Source organism: Streptomyces sp. NPDC004111 (assembly GCF_042874215.1).
GTDB lineage: Bacteria > Actinomycetota > Actinomycetes > Streptomycetales > Streptomycetaceae > Streptomyces.
In genome coordinates, this window is sequence record NZ_JBIAMU010000005.1 from 325,431 (window position 1) to 339,962 (window position 14,532).

General features: G+C 73.7%; 13 protein-coding genes. 9 read left to right on the forward strand and 4 right to left on the reverse strand.

The window, feature by feature from the left end:
* The first annotated feature begins 3 nt into the window (after positions 1-3).
* From ACFYVL_RS13445 to ACFYVL_RS13465, 5 genes are all read left to right on the forward strand, one after another.
* The gene (locus ACFYVL_RS13445; RefSeq protein WP_389243961.1) at positions 4-2,295 is read left to right on the forward strand and encodes a hypothetical protein; all 2,292 of its coding nucleotides are present in this window, start codon (positions 4-6) and stop codon (positions 2,293-2,295) included.
* Between the two features lie 163 nt (positions 2,296-2,458).
* A complete protein-coding gene (locus ACFYVL_RS13450) occupies positions 2,459-3,430 on the forward strand; it encodes an ABC transporter ATP-binding protein (protein ID WP_389243963.1) in 972 nt (323 codons plus the stop codon).
* On the forward strand, positions 3,427-4,164 hold the full coding sequence (locus ACFYVL_RS13455) for an ABC transporter permease (RefSeq protein WP_389243965.1): 738 nt from the start codon (positions 3,427-3,429) through the stop codon (positions 4,162-4,164). The genes ACFYVL_RS13450 and ACFYVL_RS13455 overlap by 4 nt, the downstream gene beginning before the upstream one ends.
* Positions 4,165-4,253: 89 nt before the next feature.
* A complete protein-coding gene (locus ACFYVL_RS13460) occupies positions 4,254-5,456 on the forward strand; it encodes a sensor histidine kinase (RefSeq protein ID WP_389244218.1) in 1,203 nt (400 codons plus the stop codon).
* On the forward strand, positions 5,453-6,073 hold the full coding sequence (locus ACFYVL_RS13465) for a response regulator (protein WP_389243967.1): 621 nt from the start codon (positions 5,453-5,455) through the stop codon (positions 6,071-6,073). The genes ACFYVL_RS13460 and ACFYVL_RS13465 overlap by 4 nt, the downstream gene beginning before the upstream one ends.
* Before the next feature lie 77 nt (positions 6,074-6,150).
* On the opposite strand, the gene ACFYVL_RS13470 is transcribed toward ACFYVL_RS13465, so the two are convergent.
* Both ACFYVL_RS13470 and ACFYVL_RS13475 read right to left on the reverse strand, forming a co-directional pair.
* Positions 6,151-7,029, reverse strand: a complete 879-nt coding sequence (locus ACFYVL_RS13470; protein WP_389243969.1) for a tetratricopeptide repeat protein — start codon at positions 7,027-7,029, stop codon at positions 6,151-6,153.
* Positions 7,030-7,047: 18 nt separating this feature from the next.
* Positions 7,048-8,064: a GNAT family N-acetyltransferase gene (locus ACFYVL_RS13475; RefSeq protein WP_389243971.1), complete on the reverse strand. Its 1,017-nt coding sequence runs from the start codon at positions 8,062-8,064 to the stop codon at positions 7,048-7,050.
* Positions 8,065-8,206: 142 nt separating this feature from the next.
* Between ACFYVL_RS13475 and fdxA the strand changes: the two genes are divergently transcribed.
* A complete protein-coding gene (gene fdxA / locus ACFYVL_RS13480) occupies positions 8,207-8,527 on the forward strand; it encodes a ferredoxin (RefSeq protein WP_019058397.1) in 321 nt (106 codons plus the stop codon).
* Between the two features lie 150 nt (positions 8,528-8,677).
* Complete coding sequence (dapC, locus tag ACFYVL_RS13485) at positions 8,678-9,775, forward strand: succinyldiaminopimelate transaminase (RefSeq protein ID WP_389243973.1); 1,098 nt, start codon at positions 8,678-8,680, stop codon at positions 9,773-9,775.
* Between the two features lie 203 nt (positions 9,776-9,978).
* On the opposite strand, the gene ACFYVL_RS13490 is transcribed toward dapC, so the two are convergent.
* Both ACFYVL_RS13490 and ACFYVL_RS13495 read right to left on the reverse strand, forming a co-directional pair.
* A complete protein-coding gene (locus tag ACFYVL_RS13490; protein ID WP_389243975.1) occupies positions 9,979-10,425 on the reverse strand; it encodes an ATP-binding protein in 447 nt (148 codons plus the stop codon).
* Between the two features lie 592 nt (positions 10,426-11,017).
* Entirely contained in the window at positions 11,018-12,049 is a 1,032-nt protein-coding gene (locus ACFYVL_RS13495) for a hypothetical protein (RefSeq protein ID WP_389243977.1), read from the reverse strand.
* A gap of 149 nt (positions 12,050-12,198) precedes the next feature.
* Here ACFYVL_RS13495 and dapE point away from each other — a divergent pair, with 149 nt between their 5' ends.
* Complete coding sequence (gene dapE, locus ACFYVL_RS13500; RefSeq protein ID WP_389243979.1) at positions 12,199-13,278, forward strand: succinyl-diaminopimelate desuccinylase; 1,080 nt, start codon at positions 12,199-12,201, stop codon at positions 13,276-13,278.
* A 69-nt stretch (positions 13,279-13,347) separates the two neighbouring features.
* Positions 13,348-14,124, forward strand: coding sequence for a TIGR00730 family Rossman fold protein (locus ACFYVL_RS13505; RefSeq protein ID WP_389243981.1), 777 nt, complete (start codon positions 13,348-13,350; stop codon positions 14,122-14,124).
* Positions 14,125-14,532 lie beyond the last annotated feature (408 nt).

Here is a 14,532-nt window from a genome sequence, read left to right on the forward strand (position 1 = left end):
GCCTTGAGTCGTGAAACTGACAGTTCGTCCTCCGGCGCGCAGGGGCGCGGCGGAACCGCGTACCCCTCCGGGTCGACCCCGTACGGGTCCGGCCCGTACCCCTCGCTCCAGCCCGACGGTCCAGGCGGCCCCGGTGCGGCCGCGAACGACGAGCCCGCGGACGCGCCGGAGTCGGACGAGCCCAAGACCGAGACGACGCTGACGACCCGTATCCGGATCAACATCCCCGGGTCGCGTCCCATCCCGCCCGTCGTCATGCGCAAGCCGATGGCCGGCGCGGACGGCGAGAGCGACGGCGCGGCCGGCGACGGGGCGCCGAACGCGGAGACCACCGGCGAGACGGCCTGGCCGCCGTCGGAGCCGCTGTCCGCGGCGCCCTCCGCCTCCTCGTCCTTCTCCTCCTCTTCCCCGAAGGGCGCGCCGTCGGCCCAGGCCCCGGCCGGTGCCGCGACGACCGCGTCCGGACAGCCGCCGCTGCCGACGCGGGTACAGGGGGCGACCGTGCGGGACAAGACGGCCGACGGAGCCGGTGGTTCGGGTTCCGCTTCGGGTTCCGCTTCCAGCGAGGAGAAGCCGACCAGCGACTGGTTCGCGCCCCGCAGGTCCCCCGTGACGCCGCAGCCCTCGCCCGCCGCCCAGCCCGGTGCGCCCGCCGGCCCGGCGGACGGTGGCACGCAGGGCGGCGGACAGCGGGACGGACTGCCCTACTTCACCGACGGCAAGGGCACGAACGCCGCACCCGCGGGCCCCGGCGGCCCGGCGGGTCCCGGTGGTCCGGCTGCGCCCACCGGGCCGACGACCGGCCCGGTCAGCGGGATCAGCGCGCTGGACTCCCTGACGTCGCGCCCGCCCGCCCCCGCGCCCGCCACCCCTTCCGGTCCTTCCGCTTCTGGTTCCGCTCCGAGCCCCTGGCCGGAGGTCCGGTCGCCGCAGGCGGGCGGTCCGGCGCCCCGGGGCGGGCCCGGCGGCCCGGCTCCGTTCGGCACGGACACCCCGATGAGCGGGACCGACGCTGCCGGTGCCATGACCGACGACACCGCCGTGCTCACCCCGCAGACCGACCCGCGCGACGACCTGCCGGGCGCCGCCCCCACGGGTCCGGGCACCGGCACTCCGGGGCCCGGCCCCATGACACCGCCCGGCTACGTCTCCGGCGACACCCTGACCAGCGGTGTTCCGGTGGTCCAGCCGGAGGGTCCGCGCCCGTCGTTCCCGAGCGGACCCAACCTCACGCCCCGGCTGCCCGACCCGCCGGGCGCCGCGGACTTCGGCCAGGGCGCCCCCGGCGGCCCCGCACGGAGCGAGCAGCCCGCCCCGCCGCCCGCGCCCAAGCCCGCAGCGCCCGCCAAGAAGGGCCGCTCCAAGCTGGTCCTGCTGGTGGCCGGTGTCGTCGTCCTCGCGGGCGGCGTCTACGGCGCCGGACTGCTGCTCAACCACTCCGACGTGCCCAAGGGGACCACGGTCCTCGGCGTCGACATCGGCGGCGGCACCCGCGACGAGGCGGTCGTCAAGCTGGACGCGGCTCTCGGCAAGCGGGCCGGGCTGCCGCTCCAGCTCACCGTCGACGGCCGCAGGACCCAACTCGCCCCCGGCAACGCGGGACTGTCCCTGGACAGCCAGGAGACCGTGCGCGGCGCCGCGGGCAGCGACTACAACCCGGTCTCCGTGGTCGGCTCGCTGTTCGGCGGCGAGCGCGTCGCGGAGCCGGTGATCCCGGTCGACGAGGAGAAGCTCAGCGTCGCGCTGACCACCCTCGCCGGTACGTCCGGCACCGCGTCCGAGGGGACCATCGCGTTCTCCCCGGGCAAGGTCGTGGCCGTACCCGGCAAGCCGGGCAAGGCCCTCGACGTGAAGGCGTCGATGCAGAAGGTGCGCGACGCGTACCGCGCCCAGGTGCAGAGCGGCAAGGCGGTTCCCGTCGAACTGCCCGTCGTCGCCAAGCAGCCCACCGTCACGCAGGCCGAACTCGACCGGGCCATGAACGAGTTCGCCAAGCCCGCCATGTCCGACCTGATCACGATCCGGGCCGGCGGCCAGAAGATCGACTTCGGGCCCGCGAAGTCGCTGCCGAAGATCCTGTCGATGAAGCCCATCAACGGGAAGCTGGTCGAGGTCTACGACCTGGCGGCGATGAAGGAACTCTGCGGCACCACCTTCGACAACGTCATGATCAGCAAGGCGGACGGCAAGAAGCACCCGGTCGCCATGGAGGACATCCGCAACGCGATGCGGCTCGCCCTGGTCGGCAAGACCCGGGCGGAGCGCACGCAGACGATCGACCTCAACCCCTCGTAACGGGGCGTCCGGACCCCGCGTCCGGCCCCTCGGGAAGTGCCGCCGGGCCCCCGCTCCCACCCCGGAGCGGGGGCCCCGTCGTGTCCGCCCCATGACATCTGTCATGCGGAAGTCCGGACGCCCGTCTCTGCCGCGCGGGGTGCCCGCCCGCGAGGCTTGAGGCATGAAAACCACAGCGGTCCACTTCGACCAGGTGACCAAGACCTACGGCGGGGTGCGGGCCGTCGCCGGCCTCTCCCTCGACCTCCACCCGGGCGAGACCGTCGCCCTGCTCGGCCCCAACGGCGCGGGCAAGTCCACCACCCTGGACCTGCTGCTGGGTCTCAAGCGGCCGGACTCCGGCACGGTCGCCCTGTTCGGCGGCCCGCCCCGGCAGGCCGTCGAGACCGGCAAGGTGGGCGCGATGCTGCAGAGCGGCGGCCTGATGGAGGAGGTACGGGTCCGCGAACTGGTCGCCCTGGCCTGCGCGTTGCACCCCCGCCCCTACGCCGTCGCCGACGTGATGGCCCGCGCGGGCGTGACCGCCATCGCCGACCGGATGGTCAACAAGCTCTCCGGCGGCCAGGAACAGCGCGTACGGTTCGCCCTCGCCACCGCCGGCGCCAGCGACCTGATCGTCCTCGACGAGCCCACCACCGGCATGGACGTCACCTCCCGGAACGCCTTCTGGGCGACCATGCGCGAGGAGGCCGACCAGGGCCGCGCGGTGCTGTTCGCCACGCACTACCTGGAAGAGGCGGACGCCGTCGCCGACCGGGTGCTGGTGCTGCACCGGGGCCGCCTCCTCGCGGACGGCACCGCGTCCGAGATCAAGGCACGGGCGGGGGCCCGGCGGGTCACCTTCGACCTGGACACCGGACCGCTGGACGCGGCACGCGCGGCCACCGGGCCGCGGGAGGCCACGGACCTCGACGAGGCGGCCCTGCGCGCGCTGCCCGCCCTGCGCGACCTGCCCGCGCTGGCCCGTATCGACGTCTCGGGACGCACGGTCCGCATCCAGTCCCACGACGCGGACGCCACGGTCCACGCCGTCTACGCCCGCGGCCTCTACCCCCGCAACCTCGAAGTCTCCGGGCTCGGCCTGGAGCAGGCATTCGTCGCGATCACCGAGGCCGAGGAGGCCGCAGCAGCATGAAGGCGCTCATCTCCCTGGAAATCCGCAGGTCCCTGCGGAACAAGAAGTTCCTGTTCTTCTCGGTGATCTACCCCTCCGCCCTCTTCCTGATGATCGCTGGCCCGCAGGGCAACGGAAAGGTCCCGCACACCAACCTGAGCATGGGCGCGTTCTACGTCGTCGCCATGGCCTCCTTCGGCGCCCTCACCGCCGTCCTGATGGGCAACAGCGAGCGCATCGCCAAGGAGCGCGAGAAGGGCTGGACCCGCCAGCTGCGGCTCACCACCCTCCCCGGACGCGGCTACGTCCTCGCGAAGATGGCGGGCGCGGCGGTCGTCACCCTCCCCTCGATCGTGATCGTCTTCGTCGTCGGCGCCCTGACCAAGGACGTCCGCCTGGAGGTCTGGCAGTGGATCGCCCTCACCGGGGTGATCTGGATCGGCAGCCTGTGCTTCGCGGCCCTCGGAGTGGCCCTCGGCTACCTCGTCTCCGGTGACGCGGTCCGCCCCGTCACCATGATCATCTACTTCGGCCTCTCGATCCTGGGCGGCCTGTGGATGCCCGCGACGGTCTACCCCGACTGGCTGCAGAGCATCGCGGAGTGGCTGCCGACGCACGCGTACGCGGGCCTGGGACAGTCGGTGGTGCTCGGCAGCGCCCCGGGTGCGCAGGACGTGCTGACGCTGGCCGGATACTTCGTACTGTTCGCCGCGGGAGCGGCCTGGCTGTACCGGAAGGACACCCTGAAGGCGTGAACACCCACCCGACACCCGGCCCGGCCGGTGGCAGGCCCACCGAGCCGGGCCCCGGCGCGCCCGGCCCCCTTCCCCGAGGCACCGCGCGGGTGCCCTTCGACGCCGAGGGGGAGGGGGCGTTCGGGTCGATCGGGGCCCGCCCCGACGGCCGCCGCCAGGCGCTGACCAAACTCCTGTGGGTGAGCATCTGGCTGGTGTTCATGGGCGCCCCGGTCGGCGACCTGCTCTCCGGCCGGCACACCGTCCCGGCGCTGGTGCTCGGCACGCTCGGGCTGCTCGGCTTCGTCGGCGTCTACCTCGCCCTCGTCTTCCGCTACAACAGCAGCTGCCCGCTCACCCCGCGCGCCGTCGTCGTGGTCCTCGCCGTCCTCTCGGCGCTGGCCGTCGTCCTGCCGCTGGCCCTCGGCCCGCCGTGGCTGGTGCTGTTCGTGTACGTGTCGGTGTCGGCCGGGGTCGCCCTGCCCTTCCGGTACGCCCGCTGGGTCGTCCCGGGCGCCACCCTGACACTGGTCCTCATCGGCCTGCACCTGGGCGTCACGGGGGACTCCCTGTCCGGGAACGTCCTCGGGGCGGTCCTCGCCGGGTTCTCCATGATGGGCGTGCGCCACCTCATCCGCACCACCATCGAACTGCGCGAGGCCCGCGCCACCGTCGCCCAGCTCGCCGCGAACGAGGAACGCCTGCGCCTCGCCCGCGACCTGCACGACCTGCTCGGCCACTCCCTCTCCCTGGTCACTATCAAGAGCGAACTCGCGGGCCGAATGCTGCCCGACCACCCCGAACAGGCGGCCCGGCAGGTCGCCGACATCGAGAAGGTCAGCAGGCAGGCCCTGGTGGACGTACGGGAGGCGGTCTCCGGCTACCGCCGCGCCACCCTGCCCGCCGAACTGGCGGGCGCCCGCACCGCGCTGACGGCGGCGGGCATCACGGCACAGGTGCCCGACGGCCCGCCGGACGCGGGGGACGGCGCGGGCGTGCAGCCGGAGCGCGAGGAGGCCCTCGCGTGGGCGCTGCGCGAGGCGGTCACCAACGTCGTACGGCACAGCGGCGCGCGGCACTGCACGGTGCGGCTGCGCGCGGCGCAGACCCTCGACGGCCGGTTCCTGGAACTGACCGTGACGGACGACGGCAAGGGAGCACCGGGCACCGGCCAGCAGCCCGGCAACGGCCTGCGGGGCATGAGCGAACGGCTGGCCGCGGTGGGCGGCACCGTCGGCACGGACCCCGCCCGCCCCGGCGCGTCCCCCGGCTTCGTCCTGACCGCCAGGGTCCCTCTAGGATCCGCCTCATGACCAGCAGCAACACGATCCGGGTCCTGCTCGCCGAGGACCAGTCCATGGTCCGCGAAGCACTGGCCGCCCTGCTCGGTCTGGAGCCGGACATCGACGTGGTCGCCCAGGTGGCGCGGGGCGACGAGGTGGTGGCGGCGGCGCGGGAGGCGGCGGTCGACGTCGCGCTGCTCGACATCGAGATGCCGGGGATGACGGGGATCGAGGCCGCCGCCCGGCTGACGGCGGAGCTGCCGGGGGTGAAGGTGGTGGTCCTCACCACCTTCGGGCGTCCGGGCTACCTGCGTTCGGCGATGGAGGCGGGCGCGGACGCCTTCCTGGTGAAGGACGCCCCGGCCGCCCAACTGGCGGCGGCGGTCCGCAAGGTGCTCGCGGGCGAACGCGTCATCGACCCCGCGCTCGCGGCGGCGGCCCTGGCGGGCGGCGCGAACCCGCTCACCGACCGCGAACGGGACGTCCTGCGCGCGGCGGCGGACGGCTCGACGAACGCGGAGATCGCCGCGCGGCTGAGGCTGTCCCAGGGCACGGTGCGCAACTACCTCTCCACAGCCATCCAGAAACTCGCCACCCGCAACCGGACGGAAGCGGCCCGCACGGCCCGCGAGAAGGGCTGGCTCTGACACACGCCACGCCCAGGGGCGCGGGGAACCGCGCGAGCAACCGACAACGCTCCCGCAGAGAACCCCCACCCCACCCCTCAGTTCAGCCGCGCCCGCGCCGCTCGGGCCCGCCCCCGCACCATCTCCGCCGTCCCCGGCTCCACCACCTCCACGATCTCCGCGTACGCCTCCAGGTCCCGCGCCCCGCCCAGGAAGTCCCCCCGCTGCACGAGGAGCTGCGCCCGTTCGTAGCGCAGCCGCGCCGGATGGGCCGGGAGCAGCAGCGACAGTTCGACCGCCCACAGCTGGACGTCGGTCCGCTCGGGGCGGGCCGCCGCCCACGCGCGGATGTTGTTCAGCACCCGCAGCACGATCTCCAGCGGGTCCGCAGCCCGCAGCATCGCCGGGTCGAGCGGCTCCCCGGTCGCCCCCGCCACCAGCAGTTCCGCGTCCGCGCCGGTCAGCAGCCGGCCGCCGTCGAAGGGGTCGGCCAGCACCTGTTCGCCGGGCCCGCCGCCCGGCGTCCCGAACCCGACGACGAAGTGCCCCGGCAGCGCCACCCCGTACACCGGTGCCCCGGCCCGTCTGGCCACTTCCATCCACACCACCGACAGCAGGATCGGCAGCCCTCTGCGGCGCCGCAGCACCTCCGGCAGGAGCGAGGACTCCAGCCGCTGGTAGTCGCCGGGGGAGCCCTCGAACCCGCAGCGCGCGCCCAGGAGTTCACCCAGTGCCGTCGCCCAGGACCGGGGCCCGGCCGGGCGGAACGGCAACAGCCCGGCCAGCCGGTCGAGTTCGATCTGCGCCTCGTCCAGCCCGGCCTGTCCGAGCCCGGGGTCGGCGACCGCGCCGATCAGCAGGCACAGCATCGCCGGATCGGGCTGCTCGGCCCGCGCCTCCTGAGCGAACTGCCGCCGCCAGTCCGGCAGTTCATCCTGCCCCGATGATTCCGGGGTCGTCGGAACGTCGTCTCCCATGTCTGCCTCGTACCCGCTCTACGCAGATCGGTAGTGGTGGTAGCGGTGATGGGTGGTGAATCCCATCCCGTCGTAGAGGGCCCGCGCCCCCTCGTTGTCCGACTCCACCTGGAGCCAGGCGGCCGACGCGCCCTCGTCGAGCGCCCGCCGCGCCAAAACCGCCATCACGGCCTTCGCCAGCCCCTGCCGCCGGTGCGCCGGGTCGACCTCGACGGCGGCGAACCCGGCCCACCGCCCGTCCACCACGCACCGCCCGATGGCCCGCGCCGCCGCGTCGTCACCCTCGCCGGGCACCGTCGCGAACCACACCGAGGGCCCGCTCCCCAGCACCTGCCCGACGTGCGCCCCCGGCGAGGTGAACCGCTGGTAGCGCGACATCCACCGCTCGTCGGCGGTCCGCGACAGCCCGACCCGCACCACCCCGGAGTCCACCGCCGCCGTGTCCAGGTCGCCGATCGGCGCCAGCGCCGCGATCCGTACCTCGGCGGAGACCTCCAGGGTCCAGCCGCGCGAGTCCAGTTCGGCGCCCAGGACCTCCTGGGTGCCCGCCGCGCCGGTGGCCACCTGCGCGTACGCCGGTAGGCCCCGCTCCGCGTACCACTGCCGCACCCGCGCCAGCGCCTCGTCCAGCGGACGTCCGGGGTCGCCCAGCGGCAGCACCGAGTTCGCCCGCCGGGTGAAGCCGTGCGCCGCCCGCAGCGTCCAGTCGCCGAGCGTCTCGCTCTCCACCGGCTGCCAGGCCCGTGCCATCACGTGCGCCAGTTCGGGGAAGTCCGCCGCGGGTCCGCGCCGCCGCGCCGGCGCCGAGGGCACCACCTTGCCCGCGACCAGCGCCTCCTCGTCGACCCGTACCGTCTCGCCACTCCTTCGTGTGATCGACAGCACACCCTTGTCCCAGGATGTGAGCACGCCGACCACGTCGGTGAACCGCTCACCCGCCGCGGAGCCCCCGGTCAGGCGCCGGACTGATACCCGTTTGCCCACGTCCTCGGGCGTCACGCGCACCTCAAGTTGTCCGCCGGCAGTGAATTCCACAGCTCTGCCCACCCCTCCTGTTCGGATCGTGTCCGGGAACGGAGATACTAGGTGCGGGCATCGCACGACGCCGCGCTCCCGCGCGCCCGTGGACGGAGCCGGAGAGCTGGCCCGCCGCGCCCTATCGAGGAGGAACGACAGCGTGACCTACGTCATCGCGCAGCCTTGTGTCGACGTCAAGGACAAGGCGTGCATCGAGGAGTGCCCGGTCGACTGCATCTACGAGGGCTCCCGGTCCTTGTACATCCACCCGGACGAATGCGTCGACTGTGGTGCCTGTGAGCCGGTCTGCCCGGTCGAGGCCATCTTCTACGAGGACGACACCCCGGAGGAGTGGAAGGACTACTACAAGGCGAACGTCGAGTTCTTCGACGAGCTCGGTTCGCCCGGTGGTGCCTCCAAGCTCGGCCTGATCGAGCGCGACCACCCCTTCGTCGCAGCGCTGCCGCCGCAGAACCAGTAACACTCTCGGCAGCGGTACGCGCGAGCCATGCGCCGCCCCGGTCCCGTACGGCCTCTGCCGCCGTACGGGACCGAGGCGTTTTCCCGTACGGCCCCGCGCGCCCCGTGCCGACCGGTCCGCCCTCGTACGCCACTGAAAGCGAAGAGCTCCGTGAGCACAGTCACCGACCGGCTGCCCACTTTTCCCTGGGACAAGCTGGAGCCCTACAAGAAGACGGCCGCGGCCCACCCCGACGGCATCGTCGACCTCTCCGTCGGCACCCCCGTCGACCCGGTCCCCGACTTCATCCAGAAGGCCCTCGTGGCGGCGGCGGACTCGCCCGGCTATCCGACGGTCTGGGGCACGGTCGAGCTGCGCGACGCGCTGGTGCGCTGGGTGCGGCAGCGGCTCGGCGCCAAGGACGCGGCGCACCCCCACGTGCTCCCGGTGGTCGGCTCGAAGGAACTGGTGGCCTGGCTGCCGACCCAGCTCGGGCTCGGCCCCGGCGACCAGGTCGCCTTCCCCCGGCTGGCCTACCCGACGTACGACGTGGGCGCCCGGCTGGCCCGCGCCGAGTCGGTGGTCTACGACGACCCGATCGCCGACCTCGACCCGGCCCGCCTCAAGCTGCTCTGGCTGAACTCGCCCTCCAACCCGACCGGCCGGGTCATCGGCAAGGACGAGCTGACCCGGATCGTGGCCTGGGCGCGCGAGCACGGCGTGCTGCTCGTCGCCGACGAGTGCTACCTGGAGCTGGGCTGGGAGACCGACCCGGTGTCGGTCCTGCACGAGGACGTCTGCGGCGGCTCCTTCGAGGGGATCGTCGCGGTCCACTCGCTGTCCAAGCGCTCCAACCTGGCGGGCTACCGGGCCGCGTTCATCGCCGGTGACGCGGCAGTCCTCGGCGACCTGCTCCAGCTGCGCAAGCACGGCGGCATGATGACCGCGGCCCCGGTGCAGGCGGCCACCGTCGCCGCCCTCGGCGACGACACGCACGTGGCCGAGCAGCGCGAGCGGTACGCGACGCGCCGCACCGCCCTGCGCACCGCCCTGGAGGCGCACGGCTTCCGCGTCGAGCACAGCGAGGCCAGCCTCTACCTGTGGGTCACCCGCGACGAGAACTGCTGGCGGACCGTCGCGCACCTCGCCGAACTGGGCATCCTGGTGGCACCCGGCGACTTCTACGGGGAGGCCGGCGAGCAGTTCGTACGGGTCGCCCTGACGGCCACCGACGAGCGGGTGGCGGCGGCGGTCGCCCGGCTGGCCTGAAACCGGCGGCGGCTTCGGCTGCCGCTTCGGCTTCGGTTTCGCCTTCGGCTTCGGTTTCGCCTTCGGCTTCGGTTTCGGCTTCGGTCGAGGCTGCGGCCAGAGGTGTACGGCACATGCGGAAGGGCCCCGGGAGTTCGTGCTCCCGGGGCCCTTCCGTGTGCGTATCGGCCGCGCGCCTCGGCGCCGCGGGTCAGCTCTGTGGGTCAGCCGAGGGGCAGGCCCTGGACGGGCAGCGTACCGGCTCCCGGCAGGCCACCGGTGGGCAGACCGCCGGTGGGCAGGCCGCCCTCGGTCGCGGTCTTGGCGGTCTCGCCGAGCACGTCGCCGGTGCTGCCCGCGACCTCACCGGCGGCCTTCTGGGCGGCGGGGGTGGCGGTCTTGCCGGCCTTGCCGACGGTCTTGCCGGCGGCGGGCACGGCCTTCTTCACGGCCGCGCTGCTGGTGTCGCCCGCCACGTTCGACGCCTTCTGCGACGCACCGTCGACGGCGTCACCGAGACCGGCGCCGTCCAGCTGGGTCAGACCACCGACGTTCGGAGCGGCCGGGAGGTCGACCGCGCTGGCCGAGCCGGCCGCACCGACCACGGACACTGCGCCGGCGGCGCCGAGCAGGGCGGCACGGGCGATCCGACGAGCCAGGGGGAGGGACATGGTGCTCCTTAGCGGGAGAAGACGTTGTGGAAACGTTGTCTGTCCGGCGATCGGACGACATGACAACCGGTCGAAGGGCGGGGGAGGTTGCGGTGCGGCAAGGTAAAGAGTTCGCAATGCGGCGCATGATCCGTGGCGGATAAAAACGGGCAAACAAGTTGTTTCGAAGGGGGGTGCGGTGGGGGCGATTCCCTTGAGGGGCAAGGGAATTGAGCGGATCGGGGTGGGGGTGGCCGGGGGAGTCGCGTGCGATTCGGTGCCCGGCGGCCCGGCTGCTCCCTTCGGGTGAACGCGCGGACGGGTGATCGCTTGGTGATCGGGCGGTGACCGGTGAGAGATCTGACCGTTATCGGCCAGTTGTCCGGTGAGGGGGCTGATTGGTGGGGGCGGGGCCGGGGCGTCCGGGGGGCGTCAGGGGGCCTACGGGGCCGGGGGCGTCCGGGGGTGGGGGTTCGGCTCCGCCGGGGGCCGCCCCCTTGCCCGCCCGTTCCGCCCCCGGGGGGCGGCCCCGACGCCCAAGGGGGCGGGGCTCGGCGGGCGGCCCCGCTACCCAAGGGGGCGGGGGCTCGGCGGGGGACGGGGTTAGACGGGGTTAGTTGGTGGTGCTGATGTGGACTTCGGTGGTGGTGGCCGGGGCCGTCGGGGCGGAGGTCCGCTGCCAGCCCTGCTTCGCCCGCTGGGCGCTCCACTCGCGGCCCGCGTACGAGATGCGGGTGATCCGCAGGTCGGCGGAGTGGGCCATCGCCCAGTGCGCCAGCTCCCAGCCGCGCTGCTCGCCCCGGCCGCCCGCGCCGTCCCCACGGCCGCCGTCCGCCATCACACCGACCTGTGCCCCGGTCACCGGCACGACGACGACCTTCGCGCCCGCCCTGCCGCCGCCGGCCTTGTCGTTCGTACCGCCCGCGCCGTCGCCCGCGCGGTCCTTCACGGGGGAGCCCGCCGTCGCGATCCGGGGGGCGACGCCCTCGCCGAACGCCTTGGCCAGTTCCCGCCGTACCTTCGCGGGGTCGCCGGGGCCCGCCTCGGCGGCACCGTTGGCCGCGTCGCACGACAGGGACGCGGGCGTACGGCCGGTCAGCGCCGAGGCAAGCAGCGCCGCGTCCGGCTCGTGCTTCGCGTACGCCTGCGGGAAACCGCTGCGCTGCACCCGCTGCGCCGCCACCGTCAGCGGCAGCCGCGAGTAGCCAGGGACCTCGGTGAGGTGCTGGTAGAAGCGGGCCGCCGAGTACGCGGGGTCGAGGATCTGGTCGCCGGTGCCCCAGCCCTGCGAGGGCCGCTGCTGGAAGAGGCCGAGCGAATCGCGGTCGCCGTGCCGGATGTTGCGCAGCGCGGACTCCTGGAGCGCGGTTGCCAGCGCGATGGTCACGGCCCGCTCCGGCATGCCCCGCCGGGTACCCACGGAGGAGATCACCGCGGCGTTGGCGGCCTGCTCGGCGGTCAGCTCGTACCGGGCGCCGCTGTCCTGCGTACCGTCCCCGCCGCGCACCACGCAGCGGGTGTCGGCGGGTTTGCCGCCCAGGTACTGCGCCGCCACGTATCCGGCCAGCGCCAGCAGGACGACGACACCCGCGGCGACACGGAGGGGGCGGCCACGGAGCGGGGAGTGAGGGGGGAGCTGAGGCACACAGTCAAGGTACTGGAGCCCGTACACCAGTCCGCCCGTGGCGCCCGGCCCGGACGCGGGGCCCGCCGGAGGGCCGCCGGGGGCCGGGCGGAAGGGCCGTCGGGGGCGGGCGGAGGGGCGGGCCGGGAGGTGGGACTAGGGTCGGACGCATGCCCGACACCACTCTTGACCTCAGCCGCGACGCCGCCGAGCTGACCGCACGGCTCGTCGACTTCCCGTCCGTGAGCGGCTCCGAGAAGCCCCTCGCCGACGCCATCGAGCAGGCCCTGCGGGCACTCCCGCACCTGACCGTGGACCGTTACGGGAACAACGTCGTCGCCCGTACGAACCTCGGCCTCGCCGAGCGCGTCATCCTCGCGGGTCATATCGACACCGTCCCGATCGCGGACAACGTCCCCTCCCGGCTGGACGAGAACGGTGTGCTGTGGGGCTGCGGCACCAGCGACATGAAGTCGGGCGTCGCGCTCCAGCTGCGGATGGCGGCCACCGTCACCTCCCCCAACCGCGACCTCACCTTCGTCTTCTACGACAACGAGGAGGTCGCCGCCCACCTCAACGGCCTGGGGCACGTGGCCGAGGCCCACCCCGACTGGCTGGCGGGCGACTTCGCGATCCTGCTGGAGCCGTCGTACGGCGAGGTCGAGGGCGGCTGCCAGGGCACCCTGCGGGTCCTGCTGCGCACGGCGGGCGAGCGCGCGCACTCCGCCCGCAGCTGGATGGGCGACAACGCGGTCCACAAGGCGGGCCCGATCCTCGCCAAGCTGGCCGGTTACGTGCCGCGCCGCCCGGTGATCGACGGCCTGGAGTACCGCGAGGGCCTGAACGCGGTGAAGATCGAGGGCGGCGTCGCCACCAACGTCATCCCGGACGCCTGCACGGTCACCGTCAACTACCGCTACGCCCCCGACCTCTCGGGCGACGAGGCGCTCGCGCACGTCCGCGAGGTGTTCGCCGACTGCGACATCGCCGAGTTCGTCGTCGACGACCACTCGCCCGCCGCCATGCCGGGGCTGTCGCACCCCTCGGCCGTCGCCTTCATGAAGGCGGTCGGCGGCACCGCCAAGCCCAAGTTCGGCTGGACGGACGTGGCGCGGTTCAGCGCGGTCGGCGTGCCCGCGGTCAACTACGGTCCCGGCGACCCGCTGTTCGCCCACAAGCGGGACGAACACGTCGAGGTGGCCAGGATCCATCACGCCGAAGAACGACTTCACGCCTGGCTGTCGGCCTGAATTTCACCTTTCGTCATCACCGGGGACCTAACCTGACCCGACAACGCACGGCAGCGGAGGGAGTACGGAATGACACATCCTGACGAGGGCTCGACGCCCGAACGGACGGCCGAGCGGGCCCGCGAGGAGCAGCGGCTCGGCCCGGTCGTGCGCCGCCGGGACCAGATCCAGCCCGGCACCACCGACCAGCGCCTCCTGGACACCGAGGGCGGCGACACCGCGTGGGTGCACACCGACCCGTGGCGGGTCATGCGCATCCAGTCGGAGTTCGTGGAGGGCTTCGGCGCCCTGGCGGAACTCCCCAGCGCGATCAGCGTGTTCGGCTCGGCCCGGACCCCGGCGGACACCCCCGAGTACGACGCGGGCGTACGGATCGGACGGGCCCTCGTCGAAGCGGGCTTCGCGGTGATCACGGGCGGCGGCCCCGGCGCGATGGAGGCCGCGAACAAGGGCGCCCGCGAGGCGAACGGCGTCTCGGTCGGCCTCGGCATCGAGCTCCCCTTCGAGCAGGGCCTGAACCCGCACGTCGACATCGGGGTCAACTTCCGCTACTTCTTCGTCCGCAAGACGATGTTCGTGAAGTACGCGCAGGGCTTCGTGGTACTCCCCGGCGGCCTCGGCACCCTCGACGAACTCTTCGAGGCACTGACCCTGGTCCAGACCCGGAAGGTCACCCGCTTCCCGATCGTCCTCTTCGGCACGGAGTACTGGGGCGGCCTCGTGGACTGGCTCCGCGACACGGTCATCGCCCAGGGCAAGGCATCGGAAAAGGACCTGCTGCTCTTCCACGTGACGGACGACGTGGACGAGGCGGTGGCCCTGGTGACCAAGGAAACCGGCAAATAACCCTGCCGAAGCAGCAAACACCCCCTCCTCCCACACGAGGTGCGCCCCCGTCAGGGGCGCGGGGCTGTACCAATTGTGCGGCTACCGCCGCGCGGGCACGAGCGTGGCACGCCCCGTCAGGGGCGCGGGGAACTGCGCGAGCAACCCCACTCCTCCCGCGCGGTGCGCACCCACCCTTCCTCGGCTCGCCACCCGGGGTCCGGGGCGGAGCTCCGGTTTCGGGAAGGGGCGGGGTGGGGTGAAGCTCCGCGCAGCGGGCCACTTGGGTGCGGAGCAGCGGGCCGGGGCCGGGCGGGGCCGAGGGGGTGCGGCTCCGCCGGGGGCCGCCCCCTTGCCCGCCCGTCCCGCCCCCGGGGGGCGGCCCCGCCGCCCAAGGGGACGGCGGCGGGCCCCGCCGCCCGAGGGGGC